Raw genomic sequence first — 18307 nt, 5'->3', positions numbered from 1 at the left:
CCTCCAGGCGCTTATTGCATCGCGGGCCGGGCTCACATCAGCAGCCCCGCAGCCGTCACGACACTTTGCGCAATTTCGGACATTTTCTTTTTCTCGTTCATTGCCGTCTGGCGAAGCAACGCAAAGGCTTCCTCTTCCGAAAGGCCCCGCATCCGCATCATGATGCCCTTGGCCCGCTCGATCACCTTTCGCTCCTCCAGCGCTGATTTGGCGTCGGCGAGTTCCCGTTGCAAGCGGCTGAAGGCATTGAAGCGGCTGACAGCCATGTCGAGGATCGGCTTGACGCGCTCCTTCTTCAGCCCGTCGACGATGTAGGCGGAGACGCCGGCTTCCACGGCGGCCTCGATCGAGGCGGTATCGGAGCGATCGACGAACATGGCGATCGGGCGGCTGATCGAGCGGGTCAGCTGGAAGAGATGTTCCATCATGTCCCGGTTCGGATTCTCGATGTCGATGATGATGACATCGGGTTTCAGCGTCTCGATGATCCGCGCCACGCCCTGCACCTCATGGATGACGGTGACGCGCATATGCCCCGCCTCCCGCAATCCCTCTTCGATGATCGAGGAGCGGATCGCGTTTTCATCGATGACAAGGATCGTCAGGTCGAAGTGGCTCATGCAGCATTTATGACGCAGTGCAGCAATGCTGGCAAGCGGATGGCTATAAAAATGGGCAGTATCAACAAAAGCCTACGAAATAGGCTCTTGTTGATACTGAAGCTAATCACGTGACGGCGAGGCCGCCTTCATCGAACAATCGGATATCCGCCGGAGCAGCGCTGAGAAAAATCCGGCCTCCGGTGTTGATCTCCGCCGCCGAGCGATATTCGACGGTGACCGGCTGGCCGTCGGGCAGCTGGCAATAGAGATATTGCGTGCCGCCGAGATATTCGGCGAAATCGACCGTTGCCTCCAGCCCGTCCGTGCCGGTGGTGCTGACGGTCAGATGCTCAGGCCGAATCCCCAATTTCACCTTGGCGCCCGATACCAGTGCGCTCCCGGCGAGACCTGATTGGACCGCCTGTCCGCCAGCCGAAACCCGGCCCGCGCCCTGCCACACGGCGTCGAGCAGGTTCATCCGCGGCGAGCCGATGAAGCCCGCGACGAAGGTATTGGCCGGGCGCTCGTAGATTTCGCGCGGCGTGCCCGATTGTTCGATGCGCCCGTCGCGCAGCACGACGATCTGGTCGGCGAGCGTCATCGCCTCGGTCTGGTCGTGCGTCACGTAGATCATGGTGTTGCCGAGCTCGCGATGCAGACGGGCGATCTCGATGCGCATGGAGACGCGCAGTTCGGCATCGAGGTTCGATAGCGGCTCGTCGAAGAGGAAGACCTCGGGCTTGCGCACGATGGCCCGGCCGATCGCCACGCGCTGCCGCTGGCCGCCCGATAGCTGGCCCGGGCGGCGGTCGAGAAGGTGGTCGATCTTCAGGATCGCCGAGGCGGCCTTGACGCGTGCCTCGATCTCACCCGCTTGCGTGCGTGCCATTTTCAGCCCGAAGGCGAGGTTTTCGCGCACGCTCATATGCGGATAGAGCGCATAGGACTGAAAGACCATGGCGATGCCGCGGTCCGAAGGATCGAGATCGGTGACGTTGCGCCCCTTGATCTCGATCTCACCATCGGTGACGTCCTCCAGCCCGGCAATCATCCGCAGCAGGGTCGACTTCCCGCATCCGGAGGGGCCGACGAAGACCACGAAGGATCCCTCCGATATCGTCAGGTCGATGCCATGGATCACATCCAGGCTGCCGAAGCTCTTGCGAACTCCGGCAAGTACGACGCCTGTATCCGCCATCTTATTCACCGCGCGCCTCGCCGGCGCGGACCCAGACGAGCATCTCGCCCGGCTCGCGGTTGTCCCAGAAGGGGTAGGGCACGAAGCGGGCGGTGGCCGGCTTCGCGGAGGGCGGCGTGGTCCGGTAGAGATCGGCGCCCCAATCCGAAGCATCGCGGCTGACGGGCAGGTCGAGAGCGACCGCGCCGCGAAGCCCCGCGATTTCAGAGACCTTCGCCTTCGACGGATCTGCCGAAAGCGAAATACCGTTCAGCCCGGCGCCATTGTCGGTCTCCTCGACGCAATAGACCAGCGGCCCGCGCATCAGTGCGGTGCGGCCGGCATCCTGGCGGACGAGCGGGTTGGCGAAGAGCTTGCGCGCTGCAAGCGGAATGACGAGATCGACCGCATCGCCACTCTTCCAGTCGCGCTCAATCCGCGCATAACCGTCCGTTGAGATGGATTCGATGCCGATGCTCTCGCCATTGACCGAAAGCGTGGAGCCGTCCGCCCACTCCGGAATGCGCAGCAACAGCGCGAAGCGGGCCGGGTGGTCGAGATTGAGGTCGAAATGGATCGCTCCATCCCAGGGGTAGCGGGTTGTCTGCGCCAGCTCGACCTTGGTGCCCGAGAGCTCGAAGCGGGCCTTGCTTTCTCCATAGAGATGAACGGCAATCTCATCTTCGGCGACCGCATACATATAGGAGCCGACGGAGGCCAGCAGGCGGGCGATATTCGGCGGGCAGCAGGGGCAATGGTGCCAGATCCAGCGGTGATGCTTGCCGGCGCTTTCCAGCGGGTTTTCGTAGAAGAAGGTCTTGCCATCGAGCGAAAGGCCGGCCATTGCGCCGTTATAGAGCGCCTGCTCCATGATATCGGCATAGCGCCGGTTCGGGCCGCGGCCCAGCATTCGGTTCGCCCAGAAGACCAGACCGACGGAGGCGCAGGTCTCGGCGTAGGCGCTTTCGTTCGGCAGGTCGTAATAGTCGGTGAAGCCTTCGTTGGACGCCGCCGGGCCGATGCCGCCCGTCACATACATCTGCTTCGTCGTCAGGTCGTCCCAGAGCGTTTCGAGTGCCGAGGTCAGCGTATCGTCATTATACTCGGTGGCGATGTCGGCCATGCCGGCATAGAGATACATGGCGCGCACGGCATGGCCGACGACCTTTTTCTGATCGCGCACCGGCACATGTGCCTGACCATATTCATAGGTCTTCTGGTGGAAATCGGCCGCACTGCGGCCGTCGCGCACCGCTTCTTCCGTGAAGAAATGCGGCTCCTGTCCGCGCTCGTCGACGAAGAATTTCGAGAGGTCGAGATATTTCTTCTCGCCGGTGACGCGCGCCAGCTTTACCAGCGCCAGTTCTACTTCCTCGTGGCCGCAATAGCCGGCGAGCTTGCCCGGGCCATGGCCGAAAACGGTGATCAGGTAATCCGCATAGCGGCACATGATGTCGAGCAGCTTGCGCTTGCCGGTCGCCTGGTAATAGGCGACTGCACCCTCGATCAAGTGTCCGGCGCAATAGAGTTCGTGGTGGTCGCGCAGGTTCGTCCAGCGGCGGCCGGGCTGCACGCGCTGGAACCAGGCGTTCAGGTAGCCGTCCTTGTCCTGCAGCTTCTCGTACATGTCGATGATTTCGTCGACGCGCGCCTCAAGCTTCGGATTGGCGCGGCGATAGAGCGAATAGGCGACAGTCTCGATCGATTTGCCGAGGTCGCTGTCCCAGAACATCTGTGTGGAGCCGCCCCAGGGGCCGATCGGGATGACGACGCCGGGGCTCGGCTGGCTGACATCGATCGCCTGGATCATGCCGGCCTCGACGCAGCGGTCGAGCAGCGTTTCGGCCGTTGAATCGCAGATCGCATCCTGGCGATCGCCGAAAAGGCCGGCGAGCTCGACGCTCGGTACGGGCAGGGGGCGGAACTGGCGGTCTCTCTTCAGCTTGTTCATGGCTTCATCCATTTCGTTGAAAGATCATCATTTCACCGCGCCGGCCATCAGCCCGCGCATGTAGTAGCGTTGCAGAAGCAGGAAGACGATCAGGCAGGGGATCGTCATGACGACCACACCGGCCTGAACCGCACCCCAGTTGATGGCGCCGAGGCGCCCGGCGCGCACTGCCGTCATCAGGACGGGCAGCGTGTATTTCTCGTTGCTGGAGAGCAGCACGAGAGCGGCAAGGAACTCGTTCCAGGCATTCAGGAACGCAAAGATCGCAACGGTCGCCACGCCCGGCAGGACCAGCGGCAGAAGCACCCTGACCAGCAGTTTAAGATCCCGCGCGCCGTCGATACGGGCGGCTTCCTCGATCTCCTTCGGCACGGCATCGAAGGCATTGCGCATCATGAAGACCGAGAAGGGGAGCTGCAACGTCACATAGACAAGCGTCAGCCCAAGCAGCGAGTTGTTGAGGCCGAGCTTGGCGAGAATGATGAAGAGCGGCGTCAGGATCGACTGGAACGGGATCATCAGCGTGGCGATGATCAGCACGAAAAGCACATTCTTCAGCGGGAAGCGGTAGCGCGAGAAGCCATAGCCGGCGAGCAGGCTGACGGCGACCGTCAGCACCACGGTGGCGAGCGACACGAAGAGCGAGTTGATCATGTGCTGCCAGATGCCGGCGCCGAACGTATCTAGCAGGGCATAGGCATCGAAGCTGACGCCCGTCGTCGGCCATGGCGGCAGCGGCGGCAGGCTCGCTTCCGTACCATGCCGGAACGACGAGAGCAGGGCGATGACGAACGGCGCCAGGAAAAACACCGAAATAGCGATCCCGGCGACGTGATAGGCCGATTGCGAACGGAACCGCTTGCGGGCGCGGCGTTCTCTGGAGGTGGTCATCAGCGCTCCTCCCCGACACGCAGCAGCCAAAGCTGGACGATGGAGATCGCCACCAGGATCGCCAAGAGCGCGATCGACAGGGCCGCGCCGTAACCGAGATTGAACGACACGAAGGACTGGTTGAAAATGTAGTAGACCACCGAGATCATTTTGTTCTGCGGCCCGCCCGAGGTCATGATGTAAAACTGGTCGAAGGCAAGAACCGAGCCGGTGACCGAGACGACGAGCGCGAGCGCGATCGTGCGACGCATCAGCGGCAAGGTCAGATGCCGGAAGCGCTGCCAGCGCCCGGCGCCATCGATGCGCGCGGCTTCCGTGAGTTCGGATGGGATCGCCTGCAGGCCGGTCAGCAGGATGATCATCGTGAAGCCGGCGATCTTCCAGACGACCATGACGACGATCGTCGCAAAAGCGGTGTCGAAGCTTGCCATGATATTCGGGCTGCGCTCGACGAGGCCGAGCGCCCGCAGCGCCGGGCCAAAGAAGCCGCTATCGACATTGGCAAGCCAGACCCAGAGCAGGGAGGCGGTCGCAAGCCCGACGACGACGGGCAGGAAGATGATCGTCCGGTAGGTGCTGACGAAGCGCCGTTCCTTCTCGACGAAGATCGCAAGCGGAAAGGCAACGGCAAAGATCGCGATGGTGACGATGACGGTGTAATAGGCGGTGAAGTTCAGCGCCGCCATGAAGCGGCTGTCGTTGAACATGCGGGTATAGTTGGCAAAGCCGATCCAGCGCTGGGCGCCCATCAGCGGCCAGTTGTGCAGGCTCATCCAGCCGGTGAAGATCACGGGCATCACGAAGAAGACGATGACGAGCGCCATGGCCGGCGCGATATAGAGAAGCCCGCGCCATTGCGATCTGCGCCGCCTCTTGCGGCTGCCGGCAGGGCGCTGGGGACCTGAAACGGTCATCGAAATGCTCCGCATCTTTCATTGCTGCATGGAATGGATCGGCCGGAGAGCTGCCACTGCTCCCCGGCCGCGGCCGGGAGAGATTATTGGCCGCTGTCTATGATCGACTGCATCTCGGACTGGGCGCTCGAGAAGGCTCCGTCTTCGTCGTCACCGAAGATCGCTGCATTGGTGAAGGTCGCCCAGGGGCCGTTGGCGCTGTTGATCAGGTCGTTGAACTGCAGCGTATAGGGCGTCTTGGCAATCGAGATCGCCTTCAGGCCGACCTGCATGCGCGGGTCGAGCCCGGCAAGCACCTGATCGGCAATGTCGCCGCGGGTCGGAAGGCTGCCATACTTGGCCATGACCTTCTGGCCGTCCATCGAATAGATATATTCGAGGAACTCCTTCACCGCGTCGATCTTCTTTGTGCCCTTGGTGATGACGAAGTTATCGCCACCGGCAAAGGACGACGGCTTGCCATCGACGCCGGGGATCAGCGTCACGCCGAAATTGATATCGGGATGGCTGGTGACCAGCGTGCCGATTGCGAAGGCGCCGAGCGACTGCTGGCCGATCTTACCGTTGGTGAAGCTCAGGAAGTTCGAGCCGTTATCGCTGGCCGCACCTGCCGGAACCAGGTCCTTCTTGACCATATCGCGATAGAAGCCGACGGCCTTGCGCATCTGCGGCGTATCGAGCGTCGCGGTCTTGCCGTCCTCGGAGAGGATATCCGCACCCGCGCCCCAGACGAGTGGCGTGAAGGTGAAAATCATGCAACCGCCGCAACCGCCGCCGGAGAAATAGAAGCCGTAGGTGTCGTCGCCGAGCTTGCGGATCTTCTCGGCATTGGCCGAAATCTCTTCCCAAGTGGTGGGCGCCTTCTCGGGATCGAGCCCGGCCTTCTTGTAGAGGTCCTTGTTCCAGGCGAAGACCGAGGTCTCGACCGAGAGCGGCAGACCATAGATCTTGCCGTCATAAGTGCCGAGGCGAACATGCGACGGCGACAGCGAGTTGAAGTAGGGCAGGCTCTTTGCCCAGTCCGAGAGGTCTTCGAGCTGGCCGGCCGCAGCAAAGGCCGGCGTATAGATCAGGTCCATCGACAGCGCATCGGGCGCCTGACCACCGGCGATCGCCGTCGCATATTTCTGCACCAGTTCGCTGAATGGCACTTCGGTGGCGACGACCTGGTTCTCGTGGCTGGAATTATAGGCTTCGACAACCTTCTTGAAGGCGTCGCCGATGCCGGAACGGACCCACATTTCGATCTTCTCGGCAGCCGAGGCTGTCGATACGAGGCTAAGGGTGGCAATGCTCGTTGCCACCAACAGACGCTTCATCATGGCACTCCTCCCAATATGGCGCGTCTCCTTCGCGCCGTTTCTAAATCCCGAGGGCGTCGCCCCCGCATGTCTGCCGCACGACGAGGCGGCACGGCAATTTCCGCACGCCGGGCTCCACCGGGCGTCCCTCCGCAAGCGACAGGATCGTCAATCCTGCCTGCCGCCCGAGCTCCTTCAGCTCCATATCCACCGTCGTCAGCGGCGGCCGGGTCTGTGCTGCGACAATCTCCCAATTGTCGAAGCCGACCACCGACACATCCTGCGGCACCTTGATGCCGCGCTCGCGCAACGCATCGATGACACCGCGGGCGATCTGGTCGTTGCCGCAGAAGATGCCGTCTGGCTTCTCACCCGCGGCACTCCAGAGCCTCGCCACCGCATCATGCCCCCAGCCTTCCGACCAGACGCCGAAGAGAACCGGCACGCCGTCACCAGCGACCTCGCGATAGGCATTGGCGCGCTCGCGAACCGAGACGAAATCCTCCGGCCCGGTAATATGGGCGATCCGCCTGCGCCCAAGTTTCCGCAGCCACTCCGTCGCAAGCCGCGCACCATGCCCATCGTCGGAACTGAAGGTGACGCTGTCGGGTGCACCTTCGGTGAAAGCGTAGACGACGGGCACGTTCAGGTTCGACAGATCGACTGGTAACCGTCTGTCCAGACGCTTTCCTGTTGCGATGATGCCGTCCACCTGCTTGTCGAGCATCGCATCGACATGGATCTGACCGAGCGCCGGATCATCCTCGATGGCACAGAGGAAGACCGAGACGCCGTGATCCACCAGCGCTTCCGAAACACCGGCCATCACGGGCAACGTGAAGCGGCCGTAAGTGTCGTTCGTCAGCAGCCCGATCGTGAAACTGCGCTTGCTCAGGAGACCGCGCGCCAGAGCATTCGGCCGGAATCCGATCTCCGCCGCAATGCGCTTCACCCGCTCGCGGGTCTCGGCGCCCATGCGGCCCGTATCGTTCAACGCCTTCGATGCCGTCGATATGCTGACGCCCGCAGCCGCAGCCACGTCATGGATGGTAATCCGCCCGCGTTTTCCTCCCGAGATGTTCAGCTCTTCCTCCTAAGCTTTGCGGTGAGAAAACCTTTTACCAAGTGTTGTGTCAAGTGAGAAAAGGTTTTCTCACTGATTCCTGAACCGCATGCTGTTCCGCTATCGAAATCATGGTCTGGAAATGCTATTTAGGTAGAATATTGACGAATAGGAACCTGGCATCATGGCGCTGAGTATCAAGGACCCGGAGACCGAACGGCTGGCTCGTGCCTTGGCTGAGAAGACCGGGGAGACGATTACGGTCGCTACCCGCAAGGCTCTCGAAGAGCGTTTGCGCCGGGCGGGCAATGATCTTCGAAAGGCCGCTCTGCTGGAAGACCTCGCGGCGAGCCGCCGGCGGTGGAGGGATATGCCCGTCAATGATGACCGCAGTGCCGATGACATTCTCGGCTATGACGAAACCGGCGTGCCGCGCTGATGGTGATCGATACCTCGGCAATTCTCGCAATCGCCTTGAATGAGCCTGAGGCTGCCGCCTTCGAGCAGCGGATCGCCGACGATCCGGTCCGGCTCATATCGGCGGCAACTCTGCTCGAGGCAGCTATGGTGCTGGAAACCCGGCTTGGCGAAGCAGGCGGCAGCGAGCTTGATCTCTGGATATTCAAGGCAGGCGTCGAGGTGGTCGCGGTTGATGCTGACCATGCCGATCAGGCACGTCGCGCCTGGCGGCGTTACGGCAAGGGGCGGCACGCAGCCGGTCTCAACTACGGCGATTGCTTTTCCTACGCTTTGGCGATGATCAGCGGAGAGCCGCTGCTCTACAAGGGCAATGATTTCTCCCAGACCGATATCCGCGCCGCCCACGCAATCCGCTAATAAAGCAGCAGTTTACGAAGTTTCGGCAGCGATCCTTAACGTCTGGGGCGTAGAGAGATCGGATGATGGTGCTGCGTGGGGATCCGTCGTCTGCGATGAGAGAGAGACTTTACTATGTCGATCGCCTGAGGGTCTTCGCCTTCGGATTGCTGATCCTTTATCATTCCTCGGCTGCCTTCTTCCCTGACATGGGCTGGCTGTTGCATAGCGAGAATACCAGCCGCGGCCTGTCGCTGGTCATGGATTTCCCGCGTGCCTGGCGTCTCGCGCTCCTCTTCTTCATCTCCGGCATGGGCATCGCCTTCACCTTCAAGCCGGAGCAGGGGCTGACGTTCATCTACAAGCGCACGGTGCGCCTGCTCATCCCGCTGCTCTTTGCCATGGCCGTCATCGTCGTGCCGCAGGTCTGGTACGAGCGGATGTATGAGAACGGCTATACCGGCTCCTTCCTCGAATTCTGGCTGACGCGCTATTTCACCGAGGGAAAATATCCGACCGGTAATTTCACCTGGGCGCATATGTGGTTCGTCGCCTATCTGCTGGTGATGTCGGTGATCTGCTATCCGATCTTCCAATATCTGCTGCGGCCGGGAAATCCGATCTTCGCCTGGTTCGAGCGCGTCGCCAAAACGGGCGCCATCTACCTCTTCTTCCTGCTGCCGCTCGGCCTCAATCTGGCGCTGTCGCCGATCTATCCGCGTGAGACCAATGCGCTCTATAATGACGGCGCGTGGTTTGCCGTCTGGGCCAGTTGGTTCGGCCTCGGTTTCCTGATTTCCCGCCATCACCGGGCGCTGATCGGCACGCTGATTGCGCGCCGCTATGTCAGTGGCGGGATTGCGCTTGCGACCACCATCTGGCTCTACCTGGCATCCTGGACAGTTGCGCCGGAGCAGGCGATCGGCAGCTACGACGTCAACGAAACCCTGCTCTTCAAGACCAGCGTCTTCCTGCTCGCTTGGAGCATGATCCTCACCCTGATCGGTTTTGCGGCGCGCCATCTCAATCAGCCGAGCGAGCGGCTGGTGACGATGAACCGGCTGGTCTTCCCGCTCTATATCGTCCACCAGACGGTGACCGTCGGAGCGCTCTACTATGTCCTGCCGCTCGATCTTCCTGCGATCCAGAGCTTTGCGCTCGTCGCCGCGGCAACCGCCGTCGTCTCGATTGCCTTCGCGGTTGCCGTCGATCAGCTGCCGAGCCCGCTGCGCCAGTTGGTCGGCCTGACCGAGAAGCCGCAGCCTGCGCGTGACGGCGAGGCTTTGGAGCGCTCGGCACGGCGTGGATAATCGCCGCTCTGGCGGGTTCCAGCGCGCCGATGGCGTCAATGCACTTGCCTAGTCTTCGGGGCAAATCCTATCGTGCATGATGTCGCCGAACCGCACGGATTGGATCATGACCGTCACGCGCCCGATGCCTGAAGAAAAGGGCATTCTCGAGTTCCTGGAAATCTGCAGCAGCGTCTATTCGGATGACGCCGTGTCGCAATCGATCGAAGCGCAGCGGGCGCAATATGATGCGCTCTGCGCCCGCTTCAGCCCGCCGCTCCCCGATGGTCTGACATTCGTCGATAGCCGTATCGGGGACGTCCCGACGCGGCGCTATCGCCCCGCGAAGGTCACGACGCCGACGCTGCTCCTCTATCTACACGGCGGCGGCTTCGTGGTCGGTTCGCTGGAGAGTCATCATGCGATCTGCGCCGAGATCGCCAATTTCGCAGGCGCAGAGCTCGTTGCCGTCGACTACCGGCTGGCACCGGAGCATCGCTGGCCGGCGCAGACCGATGATTGCTTTGCCGTGATGGAAGCTCTCGCCGCAGGCGGCAACCGCATCGTCCTGATCGGCGACAGCGCAGGTGGAAATCTTGCAGCCGGGCTCGCCCTGCGGGCTCGGGACAAGGGGATCGCGGGCATTGCAGGTCAGGTGCTGATCTATCCGGCGCTCGGCGGCGATCTGACGACGGGCTCCTATATCGAGATGGCCGATGCGCCGGGGCTGACGACAGCCGATGTCGCCTACTACCGCGAAGTGCTCCAGGCTCCGGCCGGTGATCCCGTCGCCGGTGCGCTCGCCGCCAAGGATGTCAGGGGCTTGCCGCCCGCCTATATCACCGGGGCGGCCTTCGACCCCTTGCGTGACGATGCCCGCCACTATGCGGCGCGGCTGGCGCAGGCGGGGATCGAGGTCTGGTTCCGCGAGGAGCCGCAGATGGTTCATGCCTGGCTGCGCGCGCGCCATATGAGCGAGGGCGCCAAGCAGGGATTTCGTGCTGTCTGCGAGGCCGTCCGCCGGTTTGCGGCGGGCTGACGCTCACATCAGGTCGCGGGGGATGCGCATCTCAGCAAACACCTTCTCGAAGACCTGTGCGTCACCTTCATAGGCAGTCACCACGGCGCTGATGATCCAGTCGCTGGCAGTGCAGGCGATCTTTGCCGCCGCCACCGTCCGCACGAACCAGTCCGGGCGGCGCATGTCGCAGGTCCAGGTCGAAGTGCCGGTCATCGACAGGGGATCGCCCGGTGAGATCGACCAAGCCTCCTCGCGCAACTGCCGGGTCGAGAGGCCGGTATCCGGATGTTCGAACAGCCCGGTATCCTCGTGGATGCGGTAGTCGGTGCGATTGGCCGAGAGATCCTTCAGGACCTGCCGCTTGGTCACGCCAGGCGCGTGCTCGATATATTTCGGCAACGGATCGGGATTTTCTGGTTCGGGGATCGCAATCTTCTCATGCGCGCCGAGCAGCGGCAGACCGAGGCCGAGCGAGGCGATGTCGATCTCGACGCCGGCATCTTCGGGCGGCGGCAGGATCATCGGCCAATAGGCGGTCGAGATCGCCAGCCTGATCCGGTGCCCCCTGCGGAAGCGATAGCCGCAGGCATCGAGTTCTAGCCGGATCGAGACCTTCTCACCTGATGTCAGCGCCTCGGGCTCCGCATTGCCGTTGCGATGGGTGAGATTGATCACCCCGAAGGCGACGCGGGTTGCCGTCCCATCGGGATGCACATCGACGAGACGGGCGCAGAGATTGCCGGTCCTTGCCTGCGTGCGCAGAGCGAGCGTCAGCACCGGGCGGCCGAGATAGTCGTGATCGGCAGCAAGCCGGACCGTTTCGAAGGTCAGTGAACCCGCATCGTCGGAGCGCTGGTCGAGCGCCATTTCGGCATCCGGCTTCAGCGTGAAATATTCGCCCGCCGACGTGCCGGTATCGAGCGGCGAGCGCAGATAGACGGCGTGTTCCGGCGCCTGCGGGATCGGCATGCCCTCGGTCAGTTTGCCGAATTGTTCGACATAGAAGCACTGCATCTCCGGCTTCGACCAGAGGTCCTTGGCGACCCAGAAGCCGGGATCGAAATCGCGGCGCGGGGCAGGGCGGATGGCGTCGAGAATATAGGCGCGTGTCTGCGGGAGCCGGTCGATGCCGTTCTCCTCGCTACGCAGCCACTTGTTCCACCAGGCAATTGCCTCGCCATGGAAGTCGGTGCGCGGCTTCGGCCAGGCGAAGTGCGGGTATTTGTGCACCCAGGGGCCGATCAGCGCCCGCGCCTTTTCCCCCAGCCCTTCGACCGCCATCAGCGGGGTGTTGCGATAGCCATCGGCCCAGCCGGCGATCACAAGCGCCGGGATCTCGACCTTGGAGAAATCTTCGGAGATCGAGCCATGCTGCCAGAAGCCGTCGCGGCGCTGGTGGCTCAGCCACTCCTCCATGAAGAAGGGTTCGTGTTCCAGCCGCTCCAGCCACATCTCCTTCCAGCGCTCGCCGACAAGGGCGGGATCGGGCGATCGCGACTGATAGCCGAGCATGGTCGCGGCCCAGGAGAGCTGCGCCGAGAGATGGCAGCCGTTCTTGTAGTGAATGTCGTCGTTATAGCGATCGACCGTGGAGGCGATGGAGATGACCGCCTTCAGAGCCGGCGGGCGCTGTGCTGCCACCTGCAGGCTGTTGAAGCCGCCCCAGGAGATGCCCATCATCCCCACGGAGCCGTTCGACCAGGGCTGCGCCGCAATCCAGGCGATCAGCTCGCGGGCATTGGCAAGCTCGAGCTCCGTATATTCCCCGTCGATGACACCGTCGGATTCCCCGGAGCCGCGAATATCGACACGCACACCTGCTATCCCCGCCGCCGCAAAGACCGGATAGGTCGACTCGTCGCGCAGGCAGGTCCCGTCGCGCTTGCGATAGGGCAGGAACTCGAAAACCGCGGGGACGGGATCGCTCTCCGCCCCATCCGGCATCCAGATGCGGGCGGCAAGCCGCGTCCCATCCTTGAGCGTGATCCATTGGTTCTCGATCGTCGTGAAGCCGCGCGGGGTCATGTCTCTTCCTTCATGCACTCTCATGGGAACGAGGCGGCTTGCGCCGCCCCGAAATCTCAGTTGCCGGCGCTTTCCATCCGACGCGTCGCCAGCACACGCTCCAGCCAGCCGATTTCCATCTCCGGCACCGATTTCAGAAGCAGGTCGGTGTAGTCGTCGAAGGGCGGCGAAAGCGCTTTCGATTTCGGTCCGAACCGCACCAGCTTGCCACGGTGCATGACCGCAACGCTATCGGCAATCGCCCGGACGATCGCGATATCGTGGGTGATGAAGATGTAGGAGAGCTGCTCTTCCTCCTGAAGCCGCATCAGAAGCTTCAGGATGCCCTCGGCGACCAACGGGTCGAGTGCTGAGGTCGGCTCGTCGCAGAGAATGAGCTCCGGCTTTGCCGCAAGTGCCCTGGCGATCGCCACGCGTTGCTTCTGGCCGCCGGAAAGCTCGGCCGGATATCGGTCGATGAAGCCGTTGCCCATCTCGATCTGATCGAGCAGTTCCTTGACGCGCGCCGTCTTCTTCGCGCCCCGCAGGCCGTAATAGAAGGTCAGCGGGCGGCCGATGATATCGCGCACCGTCTGGCGCGGGTTCATGGCGGTATCGGCCATCTGGTAGATCAGCTGTATGCGCCTGAGGTCGTCATTCGGGCGGTTGCGAAGGCTCGGCGTCAGCGGCTTGCCGTCGAAGATGATCTTGCCTTCGTTCGGCGGAAGCAGCCCGGTGATCACCCGCGCAAGGGTGGATTTCCCCGAACCGGATTCACCGACGACGGCAAGCGTCTGTCCTTTCGGCACGTGAAGAGAAACCCCGTGCAGCACCTTGAAACCGTTGGAATATTCGGCGCTGATATTCTCTACCTTCAGCAACGCGCCGGATTGATCCGGCGCCTCATCGCGCGCCGTCTGGCGGACGTTGACCAGGGCACGCGTATAGTCCTGCGCCGGCGCCTCGATGATCTGCTGCACGCTGCCATATTCCACCGTCTTGCCGTGGCGGAGAACCATGATGTCGTCGGAGATCTGGGCGACGACGGCAAGGTCGTGGGTGATGTAGAGGGCCGCCGTATGCGTCTCCTCGATCGCATGCTTGATCGCCGCGAGCACGTCGATCTGAGTCGTCACGTCGAGCGCCGTCGTCGGCTCGTCGAAGACGATCAGCGATGGATTGGAGCAGAGCGCCATCGCCGTCATGGCGCGCTGCAGCTGGCCGCCTGAGACCTGATGCGGAAAGCGGTCGCCGAAGGTTTCGGGGCTCGGAAGACCCAGCACCTGGAAGAGATAAAGCGCGCGCTTGCGCGCCTCCTCCTTGCTCATCAGACCGTGCTTGACGGAGGCTTCGATCACCTGGTCGCCAAGCTTGTGGGCCGGATTGAAAGCGGCGGCCGCCGACTGCGCGACATAGCAGACACGGGCGCCGCGGATCTGGCGGATGCCGCCCTTGCCGAGCGGCAGGATGTCCTTACCGTCGAGCAGAACTTCGCCCCCTGTGATCTCGGCGCCGCCACGTCCATAGGCGAGCGCCGAAAGGCCGATCGTCGATTTGCCGGCGCCGGATTCGCCGATCAGGCCAAGAACCTTGCCCTTTTGCAGGTCGAAGGAGACGCCATCGACGATCGTCACCCGCTTCGGCGGCTCGCCGGGCGGATAGCTGGTGGCCTCGATCTTCAGATTGCGAACTGAAAGAAGCTCAGGCATCGCCGCGTCCTCCCTTGAGGCTGGATGTGCGTTTCAAAAGCCAGTCGACGACGAGATTGACGCAGACCGCGAGTGCCGCAATCGCGGTGCCCGGCACGAGGGCGGCCGAGATTCCGAAGATGATGCCGTCTTTGTTGTCCTTGACCATGCCGCCCCAGTCGGCTGCCGGGGGCTGGATGCCAAGGCCGAGGAAGGAGAGGGTGGACAGGAAGAGGATGGAGAAGGCGAAGCGCAGGCCGAATTCGGCCAGCAGCGGCGAGAGCGTGTTCGGCAGGATTTCGCGGAAGATGATCCACAGCTTGCCTTCGCCACGCAGCTTGGCGGCCTCGACGAATTCCATGACCGCGACATCGAGCGCCACAGCGCGGCCGAGGCGGTAGACGCGGGTGGAATCGAGGATCGCCATGACCAGGATCAGGATGACGATATTCTGCGGCAGAACGGCGAGAACCACGAGCGCGAAGATCAGCGTCGGGATCGACATCATCAGGTCGTTGAAGCGCGAGAAGACGGTATCGATGATCCCGCGCGACACGGCGGCCGTGAAGCTTAGGATAATGCCGAGCGAGAACGAAATCAGCGTTGCGCCGAGCGCCACGAAGAGCGTGGTGCGGGCGCCGTAGATCAGCCGCGAAAGGATATCGCGGCCGAGATTGTCGAGGCCGAAGAAATACTGGTTGTCGGCGACCTGCCAGACATTGCCGACGACCTCGGTCTCGCCATAGGGGGCGATCCAGGGCGCGAAGATCGCGAAGATGAAAGCAATAACGATGCCGATGATGCCGATCCAGGCGGTGATGGGGATATCTCTCAATCTCATCGCGGATGCCTCAGTCTCGGGTTGGCGACGATCGCCAGAATGTCGGCAATCATGTTCAGGAAGATGTAGACAGCGGCGAAGATCAGGCCGCAGGCCTGGACGACCGGCATGTCGCGCACGGTCACCGCGTCTACCATGTACTGACCCATGCCGGGATAGACGAAGACCACCTCGACCACGACGACGCCGACGACGAGATAGGCAAGGTTGAGCGCCACGACGTTGATGATCGGCGCCAGCGCATTGGGTGCGGCATGCTTGACGATCGAGCGGAAGGCGCCGAGACCCTTGAGTTCGGCGGTTTCCATATAGGCCGACGACATGACGGAGAGGATTGCCGCCCGCGTCATGCGCATCATGTGCGCAAGGACGACCAGCACGAGAGTTGCTGTCGGCAGCGCGATCGCCTTCAGCCGCTCGACGAAGCCCATGCTGTCATAGACCGTTGCCGGGAAGGTCGCGACGCCGAGTTTCACGGCGAAGAACATGATCAGCAGGTAACCGATGAAGAACTCGGGCAGCGAGATGGCCGCAAGCGAGATCACGTTGATGATCTTGTCCGGCATCCGGTTTCTGAAATGCACCGAGAGCATACCGAGCGCCACGGCGAGCGGCACAGAGATCAGCGCGGCGAAGCCGGCCAGGAACAGCGAGTTGCCCAAGCGTTTGCCGATCTGCTCGCTGACCGAGTTCTTGCTTGCCCATGAGGTGCCGAAATCGCCCTGGACGGCATTGCCGAGCCACTCGACATAGCGGGTCGTCACCGGCCGATCGAGGCCGAGATCCTGGCGGATATTGGCGACCGCCTGCGGCGTTGCCGACTGACCGAGATAGGTCGTCGCAAAATCGCCGGGCAGCGCTTCGAGGCCGCCGAAAATCAGGATCGATACGGCAAAGAGCAGGACGAGCGAGAGCACGAAGCGCTCGATGATGAGGGCGAGCAGCGGAAAGCGCTGTCGGAATCTGAGACCCGGCAAAGGGTTGCCGGTCGATGAACTGGGCATGGCGAAGGCCTCGCGCTGAAACGTCAGGGGGACCGCAAGCCTTGAGCTTGCGGTCCTGGTTCAGTCAGAGATGGCGGGGAAGCCCCCGGCCGTCAGGCATCGAGCCAGACGCGGGTGGCGACATAGCCGTTCGACATGTCGTTGCCGATATCGTGGACATATCCCTTCACCTGCTTGGAGCAGGCGTTCACGAAGTCGTTGAACATCGGCAGGATGAGACCGCCTTCGTCACGCACCATCATCGCCATGGTGCGATACATGTCCTTGCGCTTGGTCTCGTCGAGTTCCGAGCGTGCTTCAAGGAGTAGCTTGTCGAAGTCAGGACGCTTGAACCGCGTGTCGTTCCAGTCGGCCGTCGAGAGATAGGCCGTGGAATACATCTGGTCCTGCGTCGGGCGGCCGCCCCAGTAGGAGGTCGAGAAGGGTTGGACGTTCCAGACGTTGGTCCAGTAGCCGTCGCCCGGTTCGCGCTTGACCTCGATCTCGATGCCCGCCTTCTTGCAGCTTTCCTGGTAGAGAACGGCGGCATCGACGCCGCCCGGGAAGGCGACTTCGGAGGTGCGCAGCAGCACGGAGCCGCTGTGACCGGACTTCTTGTAGTGGAAGGCGGCCTTGTCCGGATCGTAGGCGCGCTGTTCGATCCCCTCGGGGAAGAGGGCGTAGGTGTTGTTGATCGGGAAGTCGTTGCCGACCTTGCCGTAGCCGCCAAGGATCTTCTTGACCATCGTCTCACGGTCCATGGCATATTTCAGGGCAAGCCGCAGGTCGTTGTTGTCGAACGGCGCCTTGTCGCAATGCATGATGAACACATAGTGGCCACGGCCGGAGGTCGAGAGAATCTCGACGGTCGGCGCGCGCTTAAGGAGATCGACGGTCTTCGGATCGACGCGGTTGATATAGTGCACCTGGCCGGAAGAAAGTGCGGCTATACGGGCGGTCGCGTCGTTCATGCCGATGATTTCGATCGAATCGACATAGCCGCGGTCCGAACGCCAGTCGTCGGCATTCTTTTCGAAGGTGGCGCGAACGCCGGGCTCGAAGCTCGTGAGCTTGTAGGGGCCGGTACCGATGGAGGCCAGCGGATCATCATTGCCGCCATTCGGCTGGATGACGAGGTGATAGTCCGTCAGCAGCAGCGGCATGTCCGCATTGCCTTCGGTCAGCGTCAGCACGAGGTTGCCGCCGTCGGCCTTGACGTCCTTGATGGAGCCGAGAACGCCGAGCGCGCCGGATTCCGACTTCTTGTCGGTGTGGCGCTTGAGGGTGGCGACGACGTCGTCGATCGTCAGTTCCTTGCCATTGTGGAATTTAACACCCTTGCGGATCTTGAAGGTCCAGGTGGCGGCGTCCTTCGACGGCTCCCAGGATTCGGCCAGCGAGGGAACGGCAGCACCCGTCAGCGGGTCGGATTCCACCAGCATGTCGCCCCAGCAGCGGCCGACGCAGAACATGAATTGCGAGAGAAACTTCGCCGGGTCCTTGGAGTCGGTGGCAGCGCCGCCTTCGAGACCGAGCTTCAGATGGCCGCCACGCTTTGGTTCGGCGGCTTCGGCGCTTTCAGTGAAAAGCTTGTCGGCAACGGCAAGCGTCAGGCCGGCAGCCATGGCGCGTCCCAGAAATTCGCGGCGGTTCAGCCCGCCTGCGGTAACGCGGCTTGCGAGATATTTGGTATAGTCGTTCATTCCCCTGTTCCTTCTTGTCTCGATTGAAGAATTGGCAAGTGGACCGCAGAACCGGTTTCCTCT

Annotated in this window: 16 protein-coding genes; 4 read left to right on the top strand and 12 right to left on the bottom strand. The window is 62.4% G+C overall.

Translation table 11 applies throughout. The annotated features are described in order from the left end of the window. Positions 1-32: 32 nt before the first annotated feature. The 7 genes from F2982_RS22305 to F2982_RS22275 all read right to left on the bottom strand — a co-directional run bounded on the left by F2982_RS22305 (position 33) and on the right by F2982_RS22275 (position 7920). Positions 33-620 carry an ANTAR domain-containing response regulator gene (locus tag F2982_RS22305; RefSeq protein WP_112717670.1) on the bottom strand — a complete coding sequence of 196 codons (588 nt, stop codon included), beginning with the start codon at positions 618-620 and terminating at the stop codon, positions 33-35. Between the two features lie 106 nt (positions 621-726). Continuing rightward, complete coding sequence (gene ugpC / locus F2982_RS22300) at positions 727-1800, bottom strand: sn-glycerol-3-phosphate ABC transporter ATP-binding protein UgpC (protein WP_203430935.1); 1074 nt, start codon at positions 1798-1800, stop codon at positions 727-729. 1 nt (position 1801) lies between these two features. Further along, complete coding sequence (locus F2982_RS22295; RefSeq protein WP_203430934.1) at positions 1802-3730, bottom strand: glycoside hydrolase family 127 protein; 1929 nt, start codon at positions 3728-3730, stop codon at positions 1802-1804. A 27-nt stretch (positions 3731-3757) separates the two neighbouring features. Beyond that, on the bottom strand, positions 3758-4621 hold the full coding sequence (locus tag F2982_RS22290; protein WP_203430933.1) for a carbohydrate ABC transporter permease: 864 nt from the start codon (positions 4619-4621) through the stop codon (positions 3758-3760). Further along, the gene (locus F2982_RS22285; protein ID WP_203430932.1) at positions 4621-5535 is read right to left on the bottom strand and encodes a sugar ABC transporter permease; all 915 of its coding nucleotides are present in this window, start codon (positions 5533-5535) and stop codon (positions 4621-4623) included. Before F2982_RS22285 ends, F2982_RS22290 begins: the two co-directional genes overlap by 1 nt. Positions 5536-5618: 83 nt before the next feature. Beyond that, a complete protein-coding gene (locus F2982_RS22280; RefSeq protein WP_112717678.1) occupies positions 5619-6857 on the bottom strand; it encodes a sugar ABC transporter substrate-binding protein in 1239 nt (412 codons plus the stop codon). Positions 6858-6897: 40 nt separating this feature from the next. After that, positions 6898-7920, bottom strand: a complete 1023-nt coding sequence (locus F2982_RS22275; protein WP_203431152.1) for a LacI family DNA-binding transcriptional regulator — start codon at positions 7918-7920, stop codon at positions 6898-6900. Positions 7921-8083: 163 nt separating this feature from the next. On the opposite strand from F2982_RS22275, the gene F2982_RS22270 reads away from it, so the two are divergent. From F2982_RS22270 to F2982_RS22255, 4 genes are all read left to right on the top strand, one after another. Beyond that, positions 8084-8338 (top strand): type II toxin-antitoxin system VapB family antitoxin, encoded by a 255-nt coding sequence (locus tag F2982_RS22270; protein WP_112717682.1) that lies wholly within the window; start codon positions 8084-8086, stop codon positions 8336-8338. Next, positions 8338-8736 (top strand): type II toxin-antitoxin system VapC family toxin, encoded by a 399-nt coding sequence (locus F2982_RS22265; protein ID WP_112717684.1) that lies wholly within the window; start codon positions 8338-8340, stop codon positions 8734-8736. The genes F2982_RS22270 and F2982_RS22265 overlap by 1 nt, the downstream gene beginning before the upstream one ends. Positions 8737-8831: 95 nt before the next feature. Next, the gene (locus F2982_RS22260) at positions 8832-10025 is read left to right on the top strand and encodes an acyltransferase (RefSeq protein WP_203430931.1); all 1194 of its coding nucleotides are present in this window, start codon (positions 8832-8834) and stop codon (positions 10023-10025) included. 106 nt (positions 10026-10131) lie between these two features. Further along, on the top strand, positions 10132-11043 hold the full coding sequence (locus F2982_RS22255; protein WP_203430930.1) for an alpha/beta hydrolase: 912 nt from the start codon (positions 10132-10134) through the stop codon (positions 11041-11043). A gap of 3 nt (positions 11044-11046) precedes the next feature. Here F2982_RS22255 and F2982_RS22250 read toward each other — a convergent pair whose 3' ends face one another. The 5 genes from F2982_RS22250 to F2982_RS22230 all read right to left on the bottom strand — a co-directional run bounded on the left by F2982_RS22250 (position 11047) and on the right by F2982_RS22230 (position 18244). Continuing rightward, positions 11047-13050, bottom strand: coding sequence for a CocE/NonD family hydrolase (locus F2982_RS22250; protein WP_203430929.1), 2004 nt, complete (start codon positions 13048-13050; stop codon positions 11047-11049). A gap of 56 nt (positions 13051-13106) precedes the next feature. Further along, positions 13107-14738, bottom strand: coding sequence for an ABC transporter ATP-binding protein (locus tag F2982_RS22245; RefSeq protein WP_203430928.1), 1632 nt, complete (start codon positions 14736-14738; stop codon positions 13107-13109). Next, complete coding sequence (locus F2982_RS22240; protein ID WP_112717692.1) at positions 14731-15558, bottom strand: ABC transporter permease; 828 nt, start codon at positions 15556-15558, stop codon at positions 14731-14733. The genes F2982_RS22245 and F2982_RS22240 overlap by 8 nt, the downstream gene beginning before the upstream one ends. Beyond that, a complete protein-coding gene (locus tag F2982_RS22235; protein ID WP_199625249.1) occupies positions 15555-16562 on the bottom strand; it encodes an ABC transporter permease in 1008 nt (335 codons plus the stop codon). Before F2982_RS22235 ends, F2982_RS22240 begins: the two co-directional genes overlap by 4 nt. A 92-nt stretch (positions 16563-16654) precedes the next feature. Further along, the gene (locus tag F2982_RS22230) at positions 16655-18244 is read right to left on the bottom strand and encodes an ABC transporter substrate-binding protein (protein ID WP_112717696.1); all 1590 of its coding nucleotides are present in this window, start codon (positions 18242-18244) and stop codon (positions 16655-16657) included. Positions 18245-18307: the final 63 nt, after the last annotated feature.

Source organism: Rhizobium sp. BG4 (genome assembly GCF_016864575.1).
Classification (GTDB): Bacteria; Pseudomonadota; Alphaproteobacteria; order Rhizobiales; family Rhizobiaceae; genus Rhizobium.
Note: the sequence above shows the minus strand (reverse complement) of the source record. Positions and strands in the feature narration are given on the sequence as shown.